Genomic DNA, 21,272 nt, shown 5'->3' on the forward strand with positions numbered 1-21,272 from the left:
GCATTCGCCAGAGCGTGGTCCACCGCCTGGCGACGAGAGTTAAATTAAAAGTAAATCACTTTCAGGGACGCCGGCAAGTGCTTTGTCTTCTACTTCCGGCTTTCAGGGCGACCTGGGTGCGGTGAGGATACAGCCTCGCACGTCACTGATAGCAGATCGCCAAAGCTGTTCGAACTCGGCGTAGGTAACGCTGCGGAGACCGGGCGCAGCAATGAAGGGGTCGACGATCGATATCAGCTGGCGGTTTGGATCAAGTCCGTTGATGACCACCGTGTGACCATCCGGTGGCACAAAAGTATCCACGAGCACCGGCCGGCCTTCGCGAAGTGACTTTTCGATGACTGCCAAGCCCTCCGCAAAGCCGCTGGCGTCCGTCTTGAAATGCTGCCTCGTCCAAACGACCCCCAGCTTCTCTAAGCCATCAACCAAGTCTTTGAAATACGTGCCGGGAAAATCCGGGTCCGTTGCGACCGAGTTTGCAAGTTGTTTGATCTGTTGCGGCGGAACCCGCATCCCGTATCGCAACAATACCATCGATGCGCTCGTGGGTGCACAGAGCCGTTCTGCCTGGCGCACGTGTACCAATGGCAGGAAAACAAAGTTCCGTTGCGCGGCGCTGGGATTGCCAACATTCCTCCCTTTAGCCTGCATCGTGGAATTCGCGACCGCCGTGTCACCTGGCTGTGCATCAACTTTTTCAACGATCCAATCATGCGTGAAAACAGTGTCGTCAAACGCTCCTTTGCCGCGAAACCAATACTTTGGCGTTTGCACGAAGCCCATGGGTTTGACCCCCCAAAGGTCTGTGTCGATGAACACCTCTTGGTCAAAGTGAAACGTCACAAAGTTGCCAACTTGGCTTCCAAAGAACTTGACCTTGTTGGGCGTGTTGTCGTGGAGCACAGCCGAAGCGGCATCGACCGGGATCCAGCCAATGCCTTTCGCAAAGAATTCTGCGATCACATGGAAGGCTTGGTCACGATCTCCGCCGATGTTGGATGCAGGACCGGCCGATTTGGCCCAACGTCCGACGAGCGTTCGAGCCGGAATCGCTTCGCTACGCATTACGGTGGTGAACAGAATCGACAATCCACCACAGTCGGTTTTGTCGAGCTGACAAAGATTCGTCGCCGTACGGTCTTGGCGGAATTCGTAGTGATACGAATAGTCAGTCGCGATGGCCTGAAAGACGCGATGAGCAAAGTCAAATTCGCTTTCCCGTTTTTCGCGAACGAAACCATGCTGCTCTTTCCATGCTTTGAATTCCTTGGATTCGTAGTCAAAGTAACGATTTGGAACCAAATAGCGATCACGCTCCGACGGCGAGAGGTCTTCCACCTTCGCACGACGTCGACCGCGAGGTTGCAGTTTCCGTGAATAGAGCTGGACCGTAATCGCTGACTCATAGGATGATGTGGAAGGCTTCTCCGGCCCGGTGACCTTGACCTTGGATCGAAGCAGCGGACGTTTATCGGGCGATTGATCCACAATCTCGATCGCGTCCAGACTCGTCGTCTGAGCGATGATCTGTTGCCCGTCAAAGCTTGGTGCTTGCGGAACGACTACGACCCACGTATCAACAGCCATCGACGGCGCGGTCAACGTTGCCTTTAACTTGCCGACGATGCGCTGGGACTCATCGCGGACGATTTCGAGCTGAGGATTTGCCGCCCCCTTGATCTGAGGCAGCGAAGCCAGTGCAGTTTGTTGCCCAAGAGTGAACTCCGTCGAGCTCTCACTCGCGTTATCCTGTGCCTCGGCATATCCCAATAGCACACCAGCCAAGAACAATGCTGCCGTTGCGATCCGCCTCATTTGTTACTCCAAGTGATCTTGATAAACACATTGTCCCAATACGCTTTTAGTCGAGCCATCGGGCAACTCCGAAGCATCAGCTTATGTTCTGGCGCATTGGAAATCAAACGACAATACAACTCGCGAGATTACATGCAGCGTGACAAAGGTCTCGGCATAAACCGAATATTGATCGCCGAAGGTTGCTTCCGAGCGAATACCACGTCTTGGTCGCTCATTTTTAGCCAATGGAACAAAACGTTTTCAGCCCGCTCTTGAGAAAGAGCCCATAAAAAAAGGCTCACCGAATATTACGGCGAACCCTTTGAGATGCAACGACTTGCGGGGAAAACGAGATGTGACCTAGTGGACTCGACTCTCCACGAGATCAGCTCTCGCTAGACCGTCAACGCAAAAGCTTTAGCTTTGGTGTCCGGATTCGATCTGGCCTTCTTTGATCACAATCGAGATCCCGTCTCGGACTTGCAATGCTTCGTCTTCGCCCTGGTGATCCACGCCGGCCTTATTGGTGATTCGCACGTTTTCACCAATGCGGCAATTTTTATCGAGGATTGTTCCCTCGATCACACTGCCGTTTCCAATCCCCATTGGCAATACGCCGTCGGGAAGTTGGGTCTTTTCGCATTCGATATCATCAGCCCCCATAACCACCGAATCCTTGATCGTGACGTTATCACCGATCACGGTCCGCAAGCCGATCACGCTGTTTTTGATCGTGACGTTGTCGCCAATTCGGCATCCGTCGGCAATCAAGCTCGACTCGATATTCACATCGCCCATGATGGTCGGTGGCAAAAAGCGAGGACGGCTATAAATCGGCGCGTTGGGATCACGAAGTTCAAATGGAGGTGCCTTGCCGGTGAGCGACAAGTTTGCTTCGTAAAACGCACGGATCGTTCCGATGTCTTCCCAGTATCCGTCAAATAGATGCACCTGGACTTTGTGCGACTTCAGCGACTGAGGAAAAATGCCTTTGCCAAAGTCTTCGTGCGACGATTCGTTCAGCAGGTCGACCATCACGGACTTGTTGAAAATGTACAACCCCATGCTGGCCAAACAGTCTCGACCGTGACTCTCGACGCCGCGAGCGTCAATCCAAGCGGGATCCATGCGAACGGTCGCCAGTTCTTCTTCGGTTTGTGGCTTTTCAACAAACCCGGTTACGCGACCAGTGTCATTGACCTGCATGATTCCCAGGGACGAGGCATCGTCTCGCGAGACCGGGATCCCCGCGATCGTGGCATCCGCCCCTGATTCGATATGCGTCCGCAGCATGTCGCGGAAATCCATTCGGTACAGTTGGTCGCCCGAAAGAATCAGAACGTGCTCAATCCAGTCCTCTTCGAGATGAACCAAATTTTTCCGCACGGCGTCGGCGGTGCCCTGGTACCAATCCGTTGACTCGTCCACGGTTTGCTGAGCGGCGAGCAGCTCGACGAAGCCACCACTGAAATGATCAAAGTGATAAGTCTGCCGCAGGTGACGGTGCAAACTTTCCGACAGGAATTGAGTGAGCACGTAGCAGCGGTTCAATCCGCTGTTGATACAGTTGCTAATCGGGATGTCGATCAAGCGGTACTTCGCGGCCAAAGGGACAGCGGGTTTCGCGCGAATCTTTGTTAGCGGAAACAATCGAGTTCCGCGACCGCCACCAAGAATCAGAGCAATCGTATTTTTTAGGTCCATGACAAGTCTCGTAGTTAATCCAAGAAAGAAAAGCTGCTAATTCGTAGGTTCTGTGTTGCACCCTAACACAATGCGTGACACATTCCCGATTTCAAAGAGAGAATCGAATCCGTAGCGGTACCCGTTTTTTAACCTGCCCCAATGCGGGCGCGAAGTGTTATTCATGGTGGGTTTACCAATACTTCTCAAAACGAATCGATCCTGGTCCATGATAATCGTGAGCGTCTTGAAAACCGGCATGTTTTAACAGCGGAATCATTCCCGGATCGACCGGCGGTTCCGTCCCAGGCGGCACGTAGCCAATCATGGCTGGATTACCACACAGAAAAACATGCGTCCGTTTTGGGTCCAAGGGATCGCCCACAAGCTCCGCCAGTCGGCCCGATACAAACAGCTCTTGGATGTATTGTTTGCCGACGTAGCGAGGATGATGCGGATCGAGGTTCTCGGGATCTCGCGTTGTCACCGGCAAGTAACAATAATTCGAGAACGAATCCATCAGTCGGGCGTGCTGTTGGGTATAGGCGAGATCCTTGCGATGCCGCACACAGGTCACGTTTACAATCCGTCCGCGATGATTGTTGACCAACAATTCGGTCGCCATCGCGTTATGGGGTGCCTCGCCCGTGCCGGTGCCGAGCAGCAAAATCGTCTCGTCCGGATGAATCTCAGGCCCGAGCGTGTAATGCCCCACAATTCGTTTTCCGATTAACAATCGGTCGCCGACTTGTTGCCGAAACAATCGCGGCGTCAAAGCCGGAGGCCCTTTATCAGGCGAGTCAGCCTTGCGGACCAGAGTGACATAGAACTCGAGGTAGTCGACGGAATTGACCGCAGCAAGGTTGCCCAGGGGATCAAGCATCGGGCACGAGATCGAGTAGGCCCGCTGAACCACTTTGGACTGCTTGCTAAATGGCAGCACCTCTCGCTGAGTCCCTTCGAGCCGAGGTTCCCAATTGCCCAACCCGAGGGTGACGTATTGTCCAGGTTCGAAATCGGGGAACGGTTTATCAGGTCGGATTCGAAATCGACTCAGGTCAGAATGAGAGTCGATCCTTTCAATGATCGTCGCGTTGTAATGTTTTTCCTGCAAACTGCGGATTTGATCGGCTGTTAGGGGTTCCGAGTCAATCGTCTCACTCAATGCGAACTCTCCACCATGAATACCAAGGGAATCACCCTAAATGGGTGCTAGCGACTTAATTCGTGACATAAAGCCGTCTGGCGTCCAATATAATGGTTCTTTATGGGCTAAGTCGCGATAAGTTGCCTTCAAATCCCATTGCAAACTGAATATTTTTCTATGGGGCAGTTTTTGTTGACCGTTTCTTTGGCGTTTTAATAGTTGAGCGTACTATGCAATTGACGAAATTGCGATTTCCGACCTTTCGTACTCTATCGGTGGATGCGTCCCTTTCACGTGTCACATCGATTTCACTTTGCACTCGCGTGCTTCTGCCGCTCTTGGCGGTACTGTCTGCGTTGAATTTTTCGCCGAGCCAAGCTCAGGCTGAAAAGTGGACCGGATTGCGTGGCGACCACAGTGTCGAGGCTGACCTGTTAGGAATCTGGGAAGGCAACGCGATCTTAAAGTTGACCGATGGCCGACGTGTCTCGGTACCGTTGATCAACTTGATTAGCGACAGTCGGATTCGGGCGAACAAAGTGAACGAAACGATCCAGACGCATCGAGCCCAACTTGTCAGCGAGCTGAAGTCCCAGGCGGAAGAAGCGGCCGCACCGGCACCGACTCCGCTTCCGCAACCTGCTGCCGCTCCGGATTATCGTCCTTTAGCTAACAAGGCGACTGCGATTGAAACGCTTCAGCATATTAGTGATCAATCCGCATCGGGGCATTTGTTGTTAGCCTACTTTGATTCGTTGCCGCCCAAATATCGCGCCGATATTGATGGGATCGTCAAAGCCGGAACGCCTCAATTGGATGCCGCTCGTTTCGATTCCACCGTCGGTCCGCTGTATAAAATTTCGGACCTCATCATCACGCATCAAACTTGGATTTTCAACCATCCACGAATGTTAATGCTGGATGGATCGACGCGAGAAACGTTGCAGACGCTCGTTCTCGGCGCTGCCGGAGCCATCCGGGCGACGCTGGATCCCGAAGCTCTTAGTGCCGAAAAACTCGAGTCCATGCAACTGCGAGATTGGCTGGTCGAGCGTGACCGGGCCGTTGCCCCTCATCTGTACGCACTCAACAGCGTGATGTCGCCTTCGTCCCCCGTGTTTGAAGAGTACGACGAGAGCAAGCAAAACCAATACGGGGAATACGATTCTAGCTCGGAATATGGCTCCGAGATGTCCGATGAAGAATACGGCCCCCCCGATTCGTCAACCGAGCCGGCCCCCAAACCGGCTGTAGCGGAAAAAGCCAAACCGGAATCGGATGATGTGAAAATCAAGGTCACTCAAAATGGTCGATCCGTCATCGTGGATATGGTCCGAGTGGACGATTATTGGATTCCAAAATCGTTGGCTGAAAATTGGAAAGAAAATGTTGCGTCGACGAAAGAAAAAGTCGCCGCCTCGGGATTGTTGACAATGGTCGACCATCCTGCGATCACCGCAGTGGGATCGATGTTGCAGCCAACCATCGATACACTTTCCGCTGCATCCAATGCCGAAGAATTCCACCAACGAATGGAATCTGTTTTCCAGCAGGCTCAGACATTCACTTCAGTGTTGGGAGGCGTTGCTGGAAATTCCTCTGGGTTTTCCAATCCATGGCAACCGGCTAAATCATCAAGTGGTCAGCGTAGTAGCGGCTCCGACGGTTACTCGGATGAAATGCGTCGGCAAGAAATGGATATGCAGTACGACTCCATGGAGCCGTAAGTCGCTGCAATCCTAATTACTCTCGATCGGAATCCTCCCAGGCGTGTCTGAAGAAACTGAATTGGCCGTTGCAATTGTGGGTGGCGGTTTATCAGGCCTCGCCACGGCAGCCCATCTGCATCTGAAAAATCCCGATCGAAAGCTTGTGCTACTCGAGGCATCCAACCGTGTTGGTGGTGTAATTCGCACCGAGACGATTGACGATTTTGTTCTCGATCTTGGCGCCGACATGTTCGCGCTGAATCCTCCAGCAGCAATTGATTTGTGTCGCAAGCTGGGGGTGGAAGATCGATTGATCCTGCCCAACAAAACGGGCCGCGGCGCGATGATTGTTCATCGTGGAAAATTAAAACCGTTACCTGATGGTTTCGTCTTGATGCGTGCCACCAAGATGTTCCCGATGCTGACGACGGGGCTGCTGTCGCTGCGGGGCAAGCTGCGAATGTTCGCCGAAGCACGTGTGCCCAAGCGAACCAGCAACGAAGACGAAAGTGTGGCCAGCTTTGTCCGTCGTCGACTCGGCAACGAAGTGCTGCAGCAAATCGTTGGGCCGTTGGTCGCTGGAATTTACACGGCCGATGTCGAAACGCTCAGCATGAACGCGACCATGAAAGCGTTCGTCGACATGGAGCGTGAATACGGTTCGCTGACCCGGGCCACTTTGGCGCGTCGTCGATCAGGTCAAGATTCCGTCGAACGCAGCAGCGCCGGGGCACGCTACGAACAATTCCGTGCTTTTCCAGGTGGAATGATGGAGCTGCCCAAACTGCTCTGTGAATCGTTGCCGGTTGGAACGGTTCGCTTGCAATGTGGTGTCCAGTCGATCGAGCGGCTCGATGATCGTTGGCTTGTCCGCGACACCGAGGGCGGTTCGGGTCTGTACCGCAACGTTGTCATCGCAACCCCACCACGCGTCAGTTCGCAGTTGCTGCTGAAAATTGCTCCCGCCGCTTCCGCAGAACTTTCGTCAATCAAGTCTTCTTCCACCGCGATTGTTGTCATGGTGGTTCGTCGCGATGACATTGTCGAAAAACGCCGGATGTTCGGCTTCGTTGTCCCTCCGATCGAACAACGGAAGATATTAGCCGCCAGCTTCGCCAGCGAAAAATTCGCTGGGCGTGCACCTGACGATCACGTCATCATACGAGTTTTCATCGGGGGGACGCTGCAGCCTGAGTTGCTAGAAAACGACGATGAGACGTTGGTCAAGATCGCACGCAGCGAGCTGGCGGACTTGATCGGGCTCCGCGGCACGCCAGTTCTCAGTCGCGTCGTTCGCTGGAACAACGCGATGCCTCAATACACGCTCGGGCATGTCGAGCGTGTGAGGCGCATCCGCAATTCCATTGCCAATGCCCCTGGAATTCATTTGATCAGCAACGCATTGGACGGGGTTGGTATCGCTCCGGTGATCGCAGCCGCCGAAAAACTAGCTAGCAAGATCAGCTAAAAAGGTTCTCTAAGCCGGACGCTCTCAATAATGAGGCGGCTTTTCATCAAGCGGATCCTGGGCCGGTTCTTTGGTCGACTTTAAATCGTCCATCTTTTCCTTCATCGACTTCAAAACCGCTTGAATTCGGTCTTGCCGCATCGCCTGTTGCGTAACAACTTCGTTCAGTTGGTCATAGGCATGTTGGATGTGCGTGATTTTGATTTCAAGTTCGATCACGCGTTGTTTCAATTCGGAGTCGTTCGCCATGCCTTACAAATCTTTCGCATTAAAGGTGTCACCTTGACGCAGATCGCCGGTTTGCAGCCCGAGTCGGAACCATCGCAGTCGCTGTGCACTCGAACCGTGAGTAAACGATTCGACGTCGACATAGCCTCGACTCTTCTTCTGTAACCGGTCATCGCCGATCGCAGCGGCGGCACGTAAGCCCTCTTCGATATCCCCTTCTTCAATCACTTGTTTTTGCAATTGCAAGTGATGCAGCATGCAGCCTGCGAAGAAGTCCGCCTGCAATTCGAGTTGTACCGATGCGTGGTTCGCCTCGTTTTCGCTGCGAGTCCGCCGGACTTGCTGAACTTGATCTGTGTAACCAAGCAGGTTTTGTACATGGTGACCGACCTCGTGAGCAATCACATAGGCTTGAGCAAAATCGCCGGGAGCCCCTAGTTGGTCCGAAAGCTGAGCGAAGAACGACGTGTCGAGATAAACTTTCTGGTCTGCAGGACAATAGAATGGCCCCGATTCCGCCGTCGCACCGCCACACGCCGAACGCACCTGGCCACTGAATAAAACGAGGGTCGGCGGAACATACTCGCGGCGTAATTGAGTGCGGAACAAGTGCGTCCAAACATCCTCGCTGTCGGCAAGAATCGTTTTGGCAAAGTCGCCCGCTTCTTCTTCTGCTGGCGTAAGCTCGCGATTGCCCTCCGCTTGGCCCATTCTTGGCCCCGGCGCCTGCTGGGCTTGTTGCATTACTTGACGCGGGTCCCCTCCCAGCAACGCGACAATCAGGGCCAGGATCATTAGCCCCGCACCGCCGCCGGCAACCGCAGGGCCGCTGATACTGCGACGATCCTCTACATTGTCACTCTGTCGACGTCCACGCCATCGCATATCATCACTCCAAATAGATTACCGGTTGAGCAAACATGTCCACGCCAACATGTTTGATTAAACTGTCCAAACTGTGCAAAACCAGTAAAAACCAATTCCCAAGTTTTCTACGGGGATTGTAACACCGAACGAATAGTTCGCTGCATGCTACGGTGCATGGTTCCAAGCATTTTTCGAGCCAATTCGCCTTGCATAACTTCCCCGTCCACAGAATCTCGCATGATCCTGTCTGCAAGCTGGATAAACGCGAGTTTTCACCGAACAACCCGCCCCTTAATGTTCGACGATTTTGTTTCCTTTTTTTTACGTGCTGACTTTCGCAAATCATGAATCACTCCGACGTCAACGAACCAAATCGCGACTCCGCTCAAGCTCCTTCGGAGGATTCAACTTCTCAAGATCGAATCTGGACAGTACGCAATGTATTGTGGGGCATCGCTTGCGGTGCCGCTCTTGACCTCTTCATGGTCATCTGGACCTGGATTCAAAACGACAAAGGGATGGCTGATCGCTGCGCCACCGAATTGGTAATGCCCATCGGCATTCTTTGGACGTTCACGTTGGTCGCGAGCCTGCTTTGTTTTCGTGCACATGCTCGGCGTTTCGGCGTTGTCTTCGCAATGCTGTTTGTGTTTATCTCGATCACCGGTAACGGATCTGTTGCTGACGCCAGTATTAGCGAACTCGAGCCGCCTCGCACCGACCTGAGCACTTTGTCCGAACCGCTTCGCTGCGTCGTGATGCTTGGCGGAGGAATCGAAATCGCGTATGACGAAGTTCCCGAACTAGGGTCGGCCGGACAGCGCATCATGTTCACGGCTCAGCTTTGGCATGCGGGGCGAACCCAGGCCGTGATATGTACCGGGGGTTCATCGCTCAGCCCAATTCCACCCGCCGAAGCCGGTCGCATGATGCTCGAATCGGTCGGCGTCCCGAGTGACAAAATTTTCGAATCTCCCGGTGACAATACATCCCAGGAAATGACCAACCTCGTCGCCTTTTTTGCCTCGCCCCCTGAAAACTTTCCTCGCGACGGAAAGATAGGCTTAGTGACCAGTGCTTACCATATGAAACGTGCCATGCGTTTGGCCGCCGATCACGAGCTAACGTTCATTCCGCTGCCATGTGGTTATGAAACTCACTTCGAATACGACTTCTCGCCTCGCGAGTTGATCCCCAGCGCCAGTGCGATAGAGCGTTTCGGTCGAACGCTCAAAGAGCGACTGGCCCGTCTGGTTAACCGCTAACAGTACGCACCGCGGCGTCATCCATCGTGGTAACGGCACGGCGCAAGCCGGGACCGCTAAGGCTTTGGTGTTGTTGTGGTTTTTGGTTTTTGGTTGCGCAATTCTTCTGCCACCTCTCCACCAACTTCGGTGACTGCTGATTTAGTAGCATTGATTGCAGGCCGGAGGCCGATACACCCTCTTCCGGTAGCGTAAGCTACCGGTCAGGAGAGGCAGAAAAACATAGCCCGGAGGGCGACACATCTGCTGCCAGTGTGTCGGCCTCCGACCTTACGGCGACAAGTCGCCCCTAAACCGTTGGCTCACGCCAACGGCAGTCTATCTGTCGGCCTCCGGCCTGTGCGTTTGCTACTAAATCAGCAGTCACCTTCGTTGGGGGAGAGGTCGAACGGAGCCTTCAGCGACGTTCGGGTGAGGGGGCGACCGAGCAAGCCACTCGCCGACGATAACGCCGTTTGCACCGGAATTGCTCGGAAGATAGCGCGGTCGCCCCCTCACCCGAGCAACGCCTTAAGGGCGTCCTCGACCTCTCCCCCGACTTCGGTGACTGCTGATTTAGTAGCATTGATTGCAGGCCGAAGGCCGATACACCCTCTGCCGGTAGCATAAGCTACCGGTCAGGAGAGGCAGAAAAACATAGCCCTGAGGGCGAGACATCTGCTGCCGGTGTGTCGGCCTCCGGCCTTACGGCGACAAGTCGCCCCTAAACCGTTGGCTCACGCCAACGGCAGTCTATCTGTCGGCCTCCGGCCTGTGCGTTTGCTACTAAATCAGCAGTCACCTTCGTCGGTGGAGAGGTAACTGCACTCTACGCCAGAAGAAAACCTCACCTTTGATATCTAACAACAAGCCCAAAGCATTAGTGGTGCGGCGCAAGCCCAATGCCATCTACTTTAGTAGCGGTGCGGTGTGCGATATGTCTCGCAATGCGTCGTGATAGCCAAATCCGCAGATCCCCGTAGATTCGATGGATTGACATATCGCAACATCACGATATGTTGACCATATAAGGCAGAGAATGCTACAGGAATCGGCGTTTGCCTGATCCGCCGTGCACTGCCACGCAAATTTGCAGCGGGGCGTGCAGGCTAACGGATCGTCGCGGTAGCAAACGGTTCAGCGTTTGCTTGCTGTTTTGGAATCGCTCACTCATTTCGCAGGATGGAATAAAGATGTCGGACTTGAAAACGGTCACGGTTGATGAACTCGCGATGTTGGATGCACGAGGTGAGATTGATTTAGTCGACGTTCGTACGCCGCTGGAATTTCGCGAGGTGCGTGCATTGACCGCGCGGAACGTGCCACTTGATTCGCTTGATCCCGCGGACGCTTGATCCCGCGGATTTGATGAGCCAGCGCGATGCTGAGAAACCGTTGTACGTGATCTGTAAATCAGGAGCTCGCGGCGCAAAAGCGTGTCGTAAATTGATCGATGCTGGCTACGCCAACGTCGTCAATGTGGACGGAGGCACGATGGCATGGGATGCGGCAGGCTATCCGGTGGTGCGAGGCAAAAAGGGCGTGTCGCTCGAGCGCCAAGTACGCATTGTTGCCGGCACGATTGTGTTGATCAGCGGCGTTTTGGCGCTCACGGTTTCACCCTACTTTGCCGCCATCGCGGCAATCATGGGGGCCGGTTTGGCAGGGGCGGGAATCCTGGACAGTTGTTTGATGGGCATGACGCTCGCCAAGATGCCTTGGAATCAAGTAAAAAATGATGACTCGTGTTGTAGTTCGTAAGCAAAACGCCTTGGGACGATGAGACACATGAAGACTGCATGGATTTCCAAACTCATTTCTAATTCCGCTCGCCTGTTGGCGATGGTCGCCGGCCTAGTGTTGATGGTGCTGACGATCGCATGGCTGTCGGGAATGTTCGAGACAAAGATCCCGCCCGATTGGAATGTCCGAGGCGTTTCACAATATGCCGGCGAGCCAACCGATATCGTGCATGAGATTCGCAAACAAACAATCGAAGAATCGGTGGGGACGCTGAAGGCGTCCAGCCGAACCGTCGTCGCGTCAAAATTGCTCGCCACGATTGATAAGGTCATGGTGACTGCGGGTGAGCAAGTCGTCGAAGGCCAGGAATTGATTCAGTTGGAAAGCAAGGAGTTTCAGTCGCGTTTAGATCAAGCAAAGCAAGCTCTCGAAGCGGCAATTGCCCGGCGTGCTCAAGCCGAAAAACAGTTTGAACGAGTGGAGTCGCTGAAACGTCAAAATGCTGCCTCCCCTTCGGATCAAGATTTGGCGCTGCGTGATTTGCAAGTCGCCGAGGCCGAAGAGAGCCGAGCGAGACAAGCGGTTTCGGAATCAGCCGTAATGCTGTCGTACACCAAAATCATCGCCTCAAAAAGTGGCCGCATCGTCGATCGGCTTTCCGAACCCGGTGACGTCGCAAAACCCGGCGAGCCCATTCTTGTGCTCTATGACGAGACATCACTTCGGCTCGAAGCACCGGTGATGGAAAGTTTGGCGGTAAAAATGCATATCGGTGACAAAATGAAAGTCTATGTCGATGCGTTGGACCAGGAATTTCCTGTGACCATCGATGAAATTGTTCCGCAAGCCGATGCGCCAAGCCGATCGTTTTTGGTGAAGGCGAGTATGCCAAAATCCAATTCGCTCTACGAGGGAATGTTCGGTCGATTGCGAATTCCCACAGGCGAGCGACGACATCTTTGTTTAGCTGACGAAGCCATTGTCCGCATGGGCCAACTCGACTTTGTCGATGTGGTGCTTTCCGATGGTGTCATCGAACGCCGCTTGATTCAAAGTGGCCACTTGGGCATGCCCGGACGTCACGAAGTGCTGAGCGGCTTGAAGGCCGGAGAACGCGTGATTTTGCGAGACGCGAAAAATGCCCCAAACCCAGATGCCGAATCGAACATCGAGTGAAATCTGACTTCAGGATCGTGACGAATGAACGATGAAGCGAAAACACCTTTCTTAACTCGGATCGTCGAAGTCTTTCTTCGGGGCGATGTGGCGATCATGCTGATCGTGATCTCGTTGCTGCTCGGAGCGGCCTCGCTCTGGCTAACCCCTCGCGAAGAAGAACCGCAAATTGTGGTGCCGATGGCGGATGTATTTATTTCGGCACCAGGACTGTCGGCCGAAGAAATCGAACGTCAAGTCACTAACCGCATCGAAAAGCTGCTCTCGCAAATTGATGGGGTCGAGTATGTCTATTCGCTGAGCAAGACTGGACAATCGGTTGTCACGGTACGTTTCTATGTGGGCGAAGATCGCGAAGATTCGCTCGTAAAACTTTACAACAAAATCAATTCTTCGACCGATCTAATACCACCGACCGTTCAGTCGTGGGTGATCAAACCGATCGAAGTCGATGATGTTCCCATCGTGATTGCGACGCTTTGGTCCGAACGAACCGATCGTTATGGCGATCATGAGTTGCGACGGATCGCCGAAGAAGTCCAGCAAGAATTGCAAGCGATTCCCAACACCAATCGCGTTGAAGTGATCGGGGGTCGGCCGCGTCGGATCTATGTGCGGATCGATGCTCAGCGACTTGCGGCCCACCGGACATCGCCATTACAGGTAGCCAATGCCTTGCAACTGGGAAACGTGACTAGTCGCAATGGCAATTTCCAGCAGCAAGACAAATGGTTCTCGGTAGAGACGGGCACCTTCTTTCAATCGATCGAAGAACTCGAAAACCTTGTTGTCAATGTGGCAAGTAACCGTCCGGTCTATCTGAAAAATGTCGCGACGGTTATTGACGGTCCTGCGGAAGCAGAAAATTATAGCTGGATCGGGTTTGGTCCGGCCGATCAAGATCACGTCGATGTCGCAGACGTCTTTCCAGCGGTCAACATCTCGGTGGCTAAACGCAAAGGGACCAACGCGGTGCGAGTGGCGGAGGCTGTTCACGAAAAGATCGAATCGTTGTCACGTACCCATTTGCCTCGCGGGGTGCACGCCCGCATCACACGCGACTATGGCGAAACCGCTAACGAAAAAGTCAACGAGCTGATCGAAGGGCTGTTGGTCGCGGTTTTAACCGTTGTCGGTTTGATCGGTTTGGTAATGGGGTGGCGGCCTGCGATCGTGATTGCGCTGGCGATTCCGGTCTGTTATAGCTTGACGTTGTTTGTCAATTTAATGGTGGGCTACTCGATCAATCGCGTCACGATGTTTGCGTTGATATTGGCATTAGGACTGCTCGTGGATGACCCGATCACCGATGTCGAGAATATCGCCCGCTACTTTGCCATGAAGATATTGCCGCCCCGTCAATCGGTGTTGCGGGCGGTACAAGAGGTGAGGCCTGCGTTGATCCTATCGACGCTCGCGATCATCGCTAGCTTTTTGCCGTTGGCGTTTATCACTGGGATGATGGGGCCGTACATGGGGCCGATGGCACTAAACGTTCCATTGACGGTGACGATTTCGACGCTGGTTGCGTTTGTGATTACGCCGTGGTTGGCACTGGTGTCGCTCAAGCATTTCGAAAGTGGGGACACGAGTAGCGATGGCTTCGATCTTACCAAGCGTCCGCTGTACCGAATCAGTCGCGCCGTCTTAACTCCGATATTGAGCAAAGCAATTTACGCTTGGGGCGTTTTGATTGCGGTTGCCACGTTGTTCTTCATCGCATTGCTGCTGCCCGTTTTCCGCTTCGTTCCCGTCAAAATGTTGCCGTATGACAACAAGAACGAATTTCAAATCGTGATTGACATGCCTGAGGGAACGACGCTGGAGCGTACGGACGTGGTCGCCCGCCGCATTGGACGTTTCCTAGGCGGGCTCGCTGAGGTGCGTGATTACGAGGTTTTTGTGGGCTTGGCATCCCCGATGGACTTCAATGGCTTGGTGCGTCATTACTTCTTGCGTCAAGGCCCGAACGTTGCGGATATTCGCGTCAATTTGATTGGCAAAGACTTTCGAGTTCAACAGTCACACGAGATTTTGCTGCGGATTCGCGACCAAGTCACCAAGCTAGGTGATTCGATGGGAGCCAATCTGAAGCTGGTCGAGGTCCCGCCGGGGCCGCCAGTGTTGTCGTCGATCACGGCCGAAGTCTATGGACCGCCCGAAGGCGACTACGATGACCAAATCGCAGTGGCCCGTACGGTCAAAGCCAGACTGGCGGCGGAACCGGGTGTTGCCGACCTCGACGTCAGCGCCGAAGACGATTCGCTGCGCTACGTGTTTGAAACCGACAAAACGAAGGCGGCGCTATCAGGGATTTCGACAAAGGCGATTGCCGACACCGTGGGTGCAGTGCTCAGCGGCTACAAAGCAACCGTAATGCACTTGCCAAGCGAAGTCGAACCGTTGTGGATCGAGTTGAAATTACCAAGAAAGAATCGGTCAGCCATTGATGACTTAGAAGAGATCTATGTTCAAGGCATCGCCGGGCAAAGCGTTCAACTTGGATCACTCGGCGAGTTCAAAATGGTCGATGAAGAGAAAACGATCTACCACAAAAATCTGCGACGCGTTGTGTTTGTTTATGCCGAGGTCGCCGGTCGTCCTCCGGCCGATGCCATCCTTGATGTCCAGTGGGATAGTACGGTTTCGGACCAATCGATCGAAGACATTGTCAGCAAGAACCAAACTCAGATCGACACATCCGAGCCAAGGCCACTTTCCCAGCGTTCGTGGATCTCGTTGGGCGGTGATGTGCCGTGGTCGATTCCGGCGGGCTACACCGTCAACTGGGCGGGTGAAGGCGAATGGAAAATCACCCTCGATGTGTTCCGTGATCTGGGACTGGCGTTTGCGGCGGCATTGCTGGGGATTTTTATCATCCTGATGTTCCAGACCGGTTCGCGAATATTACCGGTGTTAATCATGACCGCGATTCCGCTAACCATGATCGGCATCATGCCTGGGTTCTGGATTTTAAATTGGATCACCGATGTCGGAATTGGGGGTCACCCTAATCCCGTGTTTTTCACCGCGACTGCGATGATCGGCATGATCGCGTTGGCGGGAATCGTGGTTCGAAACTCCGTCGTCTTGATCGACTTCATTCACTTGGCTCAAGCCGAAGGACACGACCTTCGCGAATCGATCATTCGCAGTGTCGCCGTTCGCACCCGTCCGATTCTATTGACCGCAGGCACCACGCTACTTGCCAACGGTGTGATCACGCTCGATCCGGTTTTCTCGGGCCTAGCCTGGGCCATCATCTTTGGGATGCTCACGTCGACGCTGTTTACGCTGGTGGTCATCCCTGCGTCGTATTGGTTGCTGTATCGCAATCAGCAAGTTGAATTTGCCGAGCCGACGCTAAACCACTAGCACTAACAAGGCGGATATCGAAAAGAGGCAAAATCCATGGTTTCGCTGCATGCCCCTAGCTTTCGTATCGCAACTCACCGTGGACGAGGATAAAATCATCGAGTTGTGAGACGCGTCCCTCCCCCGAATTAAATTCGATTCGAATCGATTCGCTTTATTCACGGACAATAATTTGATGCTTGCTTCTTTGTTCAAAACAAGAGTCACTTGGATTGTGTTTGCGACGGCGTTGATCACATCGCAGTTGTCGTCTGTGGCAGAGGATGGTTCGTCATCGTTTAAGTCGGCGGAAGACGCGTACATGGTGGGAGCAGCGTTTTTGAACGCGGACAAAAAATCCGAAGCTCGCGGACCACTCGAAGCCGCACTCTCGCTTGCCAAAGACAATGAGTACCGCGTTAAGTGTCATCAGGCTTTGTTGCGAGTGTATCGCGGCATTCCTGAATTCGAGCCGTTTCGAGATTCCGCCGAATACATCATTCGGCATTCAACGAAAACTTACGAACGCTCGTTGACGCGTTCGAGTTTGCTCTCGTTCGCGTACAACCGCGGCCAGCTTGATGCTCTCGTTACCCGCTACGAGAAAAAACTGGACGCAGAACCTGAGGATGAACCGACAGTCTACGTCCTCTCGGAACTCTACTCGCGATCTCGGCGAGATCCCAAGCGAACGATCGAGCTAATGGAGCTACTTGAGCGTCTCAGTCCAGAGGACGAGAAACCTGAGCCTGGGTCCAAACAAGCGATTGCTGCCGACGCCCGCATGGCGATTCAAAAAGGGAATTTGGCGCGAGAGTATGTCCGTGGCAAAGAATACGCAAAGTCTGCACAGACATATCAACAAGCAGCGGCGCTGGACACGACAACGGAGAGCTGGAATTTGAAAGAAGCCGCGTCCGCTTGGTTAAAGGCTGGCGACCGAGATAAAGCGATGGAGATGGTGAAGCAGGCAGAAAAATTGCCTGCCGAGTCACGCAATGATTCGCTTGCTCATTTCTTCCATCGCCACATGGGTGATCTCTATACAGAGTTCGGGAAGCCCGACTTGGCGATCCCCCATTATGAAGTGGCGGTCCAAAAGACGACGATCGAAGGCTACAGGACCGACACGCAAAAATCGCTCGACGAAGCGAGAGCCGCTGCAGCTCAGTAAGCGTGCTGTAGTTTTGCCGGTGATCCCCCTTGCCGCGATTAGCGTTTGAGGCCGGTTCCCTTGAGGCACAGAAACCCGAAGGTCACTGAACAGGCGGAGACGATCCCCCACTGGGTTGTGTTCATGTGGCTGAAATAGCGGGTTAGTTCGTTGGATGCATCCCGAAACCAATCGCCCAGTGAGAATGCAAGCAGTAGTTCAGTAATCATTTGGACCAGCCCTATGGCGGACAGCAGAAGCAATAGCGTCAGCGATTCGAGAAAACTGGATTCTCGAGAAACAAAATCGCTGTCCAACCCTAGGTTTTCTTAGCCGACCGGGGCAAAAAAAGTGGCCAACCCAGGTTGCAATGCCCGATGAATTCCAGCATGATTGGATTAATCGTCACAGCCAGTCCGCAAGCGAGATTGGCAAGCCAAACTTCTTGGCAAAGGTGACTTGCGGAGGTTCGGAGGATCGATATAATCCCCGTCCAAGTGATCAGCATTAATGCTTCCCAGACGGGTTGCAAAGAACAAACTTGCTGATCATATTGTTTGCATCATCGCAAACGCGACACAAGTGCTTCGGCACTCATGTCAAACCGGTGCTTCGGCACCACACGCCAACCATGGCGCGGTAGCTCAATTGGTTAGAGCCCCGGACTGTCGATCCGGAGGTTGCGGGTTCGAGTCCCGTCCGCGTCGCTTCTTTTGGAAAATCGTGATTCGCCGTTTCAATCGGCGACTGGCCAATTCTGGCCGAGTACGCTTTCAAGCCACTCCGAACGGGAACTTTCCCGCTTGGCTTCCACGAAAAGTGCATCCGATTCTCCCAGCTTGTCGAATTCGGTTCCGAAATGCCGAACACATTTTTCCGGGAACTCCCGCGACTCTCTCTTTCGACAGCAGGAGTCGAAAACGTCGATCCTGGATACGGTCGAATCGTTGCGGAGCGTCTCGCCAGTGACTGACAGCCCTTCTTTCTGCACCGAAACCGTCGCCTACACCATCGCGATGATGGTTCGCGATTACTTGCGGCACAGCAAAACCTATTACGGCGCCATTAAGTCGAGTAAGCTGCGTCAGATCAAACCGACATTCACACCGCTCCGCGGTTTGTATGCCGATCTCGATGCCGACGAATTTGGCCCTGTGGCTGCAAAGCCGTTCGCTAGCAGATGATCGAATCGGGACTGACTGGCTGAGACGCCAGCGTTTGAATGAAAAATGCCAACCTTCCTATTGAATCGAACTCGCCATGTTTCGCTTCCTGGCTATCACATTTGCGTTGATTTGCACTCACTGGCTTTTCTTGCCTCAAAGCAAGGCGGCTGAGAAACCGAACATTTTGATGATCTACGCCGACGACATCGGCTACGAGGCATTGAATTGTTATGGCGGCTTGGATTTCGCGACGCCGAATCTGAATGCGATGGCAGCGGAAGGAATGCAATTCAACCGCGCCTACGCTAGCCCCGTATGCACGCCTTCACGAGTCAGCTTGCACACGGGGCTCTATACATTCCGACATTCACATCTCGGAGTGCTGCCGGTTCATCAAGGGACTCGCCAAAAGGTTGATTTTCAAAAGATGCCAACCTTTGCTCAACAGATTCGTGCGAACGGCTATGCCACCAGCGTGACTGGGAAGTGGCAACTCGCAACCCTTGAGGTCTGGCCAAACCATATACGCGATGCCGGATTTGATTCGTGGTGCGTCTGGCAGATTTGGCGTGACGGTAAGAAGACGTCGCGCCATTGGAATCCTACGCTCAACGAAGACGGCCAGGTTCGTGAAGACATCGGCAAACGCTTTGGACCCGATGTGTTGGCAGAATATGTGATCGAGCAGATGACCGAGGCTCATACGGCGAATCAACCTTTCTTGATCGTTCATAACGAAATGCTTCCACATGATCCCATTGTCGAGACTCCCGAAGATCGCCGACTGGGACGCCGAGCTCAGCTGGGCAACATGATTGGCTACATGGACCGACTCGTCGGCCGACTGCTTGCTGCTGTGACCAGGCTCGGGATTCGCGAAAACACTTACGTCGTATTCATGGGCGACAATGGCACGCATGACGTTGACTTTCATAATCCAAAATCAGGAGAACCAGGCCAACTAAAACATACTCGCCACACGCTTGCCGGCAACGTAAACGGTGGCAAGTTTCAACTCGGCGACGCGGGGACGCATGTGCCCCTGATTGTCTGGGGCCCTCCATCGATACCCGTCGGCAAGGTTTGCGAGGACTTGATCGACGTTGTCGATCTGTTTCCCACCTATTGCGAATTGACCGGCACGACGATCCCAGAATCTCTATCGCTGGACGGTCGCAGTATCGTCCCGCAGATTCATGGTCGCGCCGGTACGCCACGGCAATGGGTGCATCACGCGATTGCCGGAAAGGGCGAGAACCTGTTCGACGGTTCGTGGCGACTGTTCCGAAAGAACGATCAGATTTGGGATGCTCGCCATCTGCCAGCGGAACCTGCCGCCGCACCAGACGACGAGGAAGCCAATGCCGCCCGCGTCCGACTCAATCAGATTTTTAAGAGTCTCTCTCAGAGCGACAAGCAGCCAAATTCTTGACACACTGCTACCCCAAAATCAAGACTAAGACTAAATGTTGCATCCAGGTCTACTTACCAGACTCAAGTTTCGCTTGGTACTCAACATGACGAACGTCCGACTGCGATGGACTGTTCAGTTTCGCAGGCTCGAATTGAAGGGATGCAATTCTGGCACCCTGAGCAGCATCGACAACCGCATACTGAGCAGGAACTTCGCCCGTCACGCTCTTGGGAAGCTTAAACATCGCTCCCGTCGCACCGTCTACGACAGCACCCAAACCGCCGCCAATTAGAATATTTCCGGCAGTCCATGGATCGAAGCCCGCTTTCAACTCACGATGCTGGGTGAACTCACCTGCACCTGCGAATGTCACATTGTATTTTGCAGGTCGAAACGGGGCAGACTTCGCAGGCAGTGTGACTTGCTCAGGCGTAACGCCCTGGTGAACAAGTTGGTTATTTTGATCGTGAACCGCGAAGTACGTTTTGCCGCCACTATTCTCGAACGCCACGGGGTACTCGCGGTGACTCGCAATCGTGGCACATCCTTGAAAGCAAGGCACGGACAGCACGATCACCAGGAGATACAATCGTGTATGTATTAAATTCAAGGCCACGTCTTTCTAAAAACCGAACCAGCAATCTTGTTTATGTTCGGATTTCATCGTCGAAGTTCGCCCTGCAATCCGCTAAAACCGGAGCAACCCGGCTATTTTGTGCCGAAATGAATGAATTCTCCGTTATTGAACAGATTGGCTCGCCTGAAAAACAACATTAAACGTCTGTAGTCAGAACGATCGGGTTCATCGATTAGACATCGATTTCCGAAGGGTGTGACCGGCAACCCGCTGTTGAGCATGCTAGTGGGAGCGGATTGCCGACAGCGACGAGCGATTTTTGACAGACGAATATGGGGACAGACGAATGAATTCAGAGGGACGATTTGCCTGCCCTTCATTCTCCTGTCAAAATCGCTTTGGATCGGTTCCTTTCGTGAGAACGTGACTGGCAACTCGCTATTTCCGGATTGGCGGTCGAGGCGGAAACTCGGGTGCAGTGCGTTCCAAGCCAGAGCCTTGGTGCGAGGGTTTCAGAGCAGATGGAACTTCATGGTGTTTGCACTC

At 53.5% G+C, this 21,272-nt stretch carries 17 protein-coding genes and 1 tRNA gene; 11 read left to right on the plus strand and 7 right to left on the minus strand.

What is annotated here, in order from left to right; translation table 11 throughout:
• Window positions 1–102: 102 nt before the first annotated feature.
• The 3 genes from SH528x_RS08660 to SH528x_RS08670 all read right to left on the minus strand — a co-directional run bounded on the left by SH528x_RS08660 (window position 103) and on the right by SH528x_RS08670 (window position 4,645).
• Complete coding sequence (locus SH528x_RS08660) at window positions 103–1,815, minus strand: transglutaminase domain-containing protein (protein ID WP_442510126.1); 1,713 nt, start codon at window positions 1,813–1,815, stop codon at window positions 103–105.
• 399 nt (window positions 1,816–2,214) lie between these two features.
• Window positions 2,215–3,501 (minus strand): glucose-1-phosphate adenylyltransferase, encoded by a 1,287-nt coding sequence (locus SH528x_RS08665; protein ID WP_442510127.1) that lies wholly within the window; start codon window positions 3,499–3,501, stop codon window positions 2,215–2,217.
• Window positions 3,502–3,673: 172 nt separating this feature from the next.
• Window positions 3,674–4,645: a ferredoxin--NADP reductase gene (locus SH528x_RS08670; RefSeq protein WP_442510128.1), complete on the minus strand. Its 972-nt coding sequence runs from the start codon at window positions 4,643–4,645 to the stop codon at window positions 3,674–3,676.
• A 212-nt stretch (window positions 4,646–4,857) separates the two neighbouring features.
• Between SH528x_RS08670 and SH528x_RS08675 the strand changes: the two genes are divergently transcribed.
• On the plus strand, window positions 4,858–6,354 hold the full coding sequence (locus SH528x_RS08675) for a hypothetical protein (protein ID WP_442510129.1): 1,497 nt from the start codon (window positions 4,858–4,860) through the stop codon (window positions 6,352–6,354).
• Window positions 6,355–6,397: 43 nt separating this feature from the next.
• A complete protein-coding gene (hemG, locus tag SH528x_RS08680; RefSeq protein ID WP_442510130.1) occupies window positions 6,398–7,804 on the plus strand; it encodes a protoporphyrinogen oxidase in 1,407 nt (468 codons plus the stop codon).
• Between the two features lie 24 nt (window positions 7,805–7,828).
• Here hemG and SH528x_RS08685 read toward each other — a convergent pair whose 3' ends face one another.
• Both SH528x_RS08685 and ypfJ read right to left on the minus strand, forming a co-directional pair.
• Complete coding sequence (locus tag SH528x_RS08685) at window positions 7,829–8,053, minus strand: SlyX family protein (RefSeq protein ID WP_442510131.1); 225 nt, start codon at window positions 8,051–8,053, stop codon at window positions 7,829–7,831.
• 3 nt (window positions 8,054–8,056) lie between these two features.
• Window positions 8,057–8,917, minus strand: a complete 861-nt coding sequence (ypfJ, locus tag SH528x_RS08690; RefSeq protein ID WP_442510132.1) for a KPN_02809 family neutral zinc metallopeptidase — start codon at window positions 8,915–8,917, stop codon at window positions 8,057–8,059.
• 326 nt (window positions 8,918–9,243) lie between these two features.
• On the opposite strand from ypfJ, the gene SH528x_RS08695 reads away from it, so the two are divergent.
• The 6 genes from SH528x_RS08695 (at window position 9,244) to SH528x_RS08720 (ending at window position 17,590) form a co-directional block, all read left to right on the plus strand.
• Window positions 9,244–10,164 (plus strand): YdcF family protein, encoded by a 921-nt coding sequence (locus tag SH528x_RS08695; protein ID WP_442510133.1) that lies wholly within the window; start codon window positions 9,244–9,246, stop codon window positions 10,162–10,164.
• Window positions 10,165–11,336: 1,172 nt separating this feature from the next.
• Window positions 11,337–11,498 carry a rhodanese-like domain-containing protein gene (locus tag SH528x_RS08700; protein WP_442510134.1) on the plus strand — a complete coding sequence of 54 codons (162 nt, stop codon included), beginning with the start codon at window positions 11,337–11,339 and terminating at the stop codon, window positions 11,496–11,498.
• Entirely contained in the window at window positions 11,470–11,904 is a 435-nt protein-coding gene (locus tag SH528x_RS08705; RefSeq protein ID WP_442510135.1) for a rhodanese-like domain-containing protein, read from the plus strand. The genes SH528x_RS08700 and SH528x_RS08705 overlap by 29 nt, the downstream gene beginning before the upstream one ends.
• Window positions 11,905–11,931: 27 nt before the next feature.
• Complete coding sequence (locus SH528x_RS08710) at window positions 11,932–13,062, plus strand: efflux RND transporter periplasmic adaptor subunit (RefSeq protein ID WP_442510136.1); 1,131 nt, start codon at window positions 11,932–11,934, stop codon at window positions 13,060–13,062.
• A gap of 24 nt (window positions 13,063–13,086) precedes the next feature.
• Complete coding sequence (locus SH528x_RS08715) at window positions 13,087–16,437, plus strand: efflux RND transporter permease subunit (RefSeq protein WP_442510137.1); 3,351 nt, start codon at window positions 13,087–13,089, stop codon at window positions 16,435–16,437.
• Window positions 16,438–16,612: 175 nt separating this feature from the next.
• Window positions 16,613–17,590 carry a tetratricopeptide repeat protein gene (locus SH528x_RS08720; protein WP_442510138.1) on the plus strand — a complete coding sequence of 326 codons (978 nt, stop codon included), beginning with the start codon at window positions 16,613–16,615 and terminating at the stop codon, window positions 17,588–17,590.
• Window positions 17,591–17,628: 38 nt separating this feature from the next.
• Here SH528x_RS08720 and SH528x_RS08725 read toward each other — a convergent pair whose 3' ends face one another.
• Window positions 17,629–17,886: a hypothetical protein gene (locus SH528x_RS08725; protein ID WP_442510139.1), complete on the minus strand. Its 258-nt coding sequence runs from the start codon at window positions 17,884–17,886 to the stop codon at window positions 17,629–17,631.
• A gap of 316 nt (window positions 17,887–18,202) precedes the next feature.
• On the opposite strand from SH528x_RS08725, the gene SH528x_RS08730 reads away from it, so the two are divergent.
• The 3 genes from SH528x_RS08730 (at window position 18,203) to SH528x_RS08740 (ending at window position 20,167) form a co-directional block, all read left to right on the plus strand.
• A tRNA-Asp gene (locus SH528x_RS08730) sits at window positions 18,203–18,276 on the plus strand.
• Between the two features lie 258 nt (window positions 18,277–18,534).
• Complete coding sequence (locus SH528x_RS08735) at window positions 18,535–18,753, plus strand: hypothetical protein (protein ID WP_442510140.1); 219 nt, start codon at window positions 18,535–18,537, stop codon at window positions 18,751–18,753.
• 76 nt (window positions 18,754–18,829) lie between these two features.
• Complete coding sequence (locus tag SH528x_RS08740; protein ID WP_442510141.1) at window positions 18,830–20,167, plus strand: sulfatase-like hydrolase/transferase; 1,338 nt, start codon at window positions 18,830–18,832, stop codon at window positions 20,165–20,167.
• A gap of 49 nt (window positions 20,168–20,216) precedes the next feature.
• On the opposite strand, the gene SH528x_RS08745 is transcribed toward SH528x_RS08740, so the two are convergent.
• On the minus strand, window positions 20,217–20,759 hold the full coding sequence (locus tag SH528x_RS08745; RefSeq protein WP_442510142.1) for a hypothetical protein: 543 nt from the start codon (window positions 20,757–20,759) through the stop codon (window positions 20,217–20,219).
• Between the last annotated feature and the right edge of the window lie 513 nt (window positions 20,760–21,272).

Source organism: Novipirellula methanifontis (genome assembly GCF_052161655.1).
Lineage (GTDB): Bacteria > Planctomycetota > Planctomycetia > Pirellulales > Pirellulaceae > Novipirellula.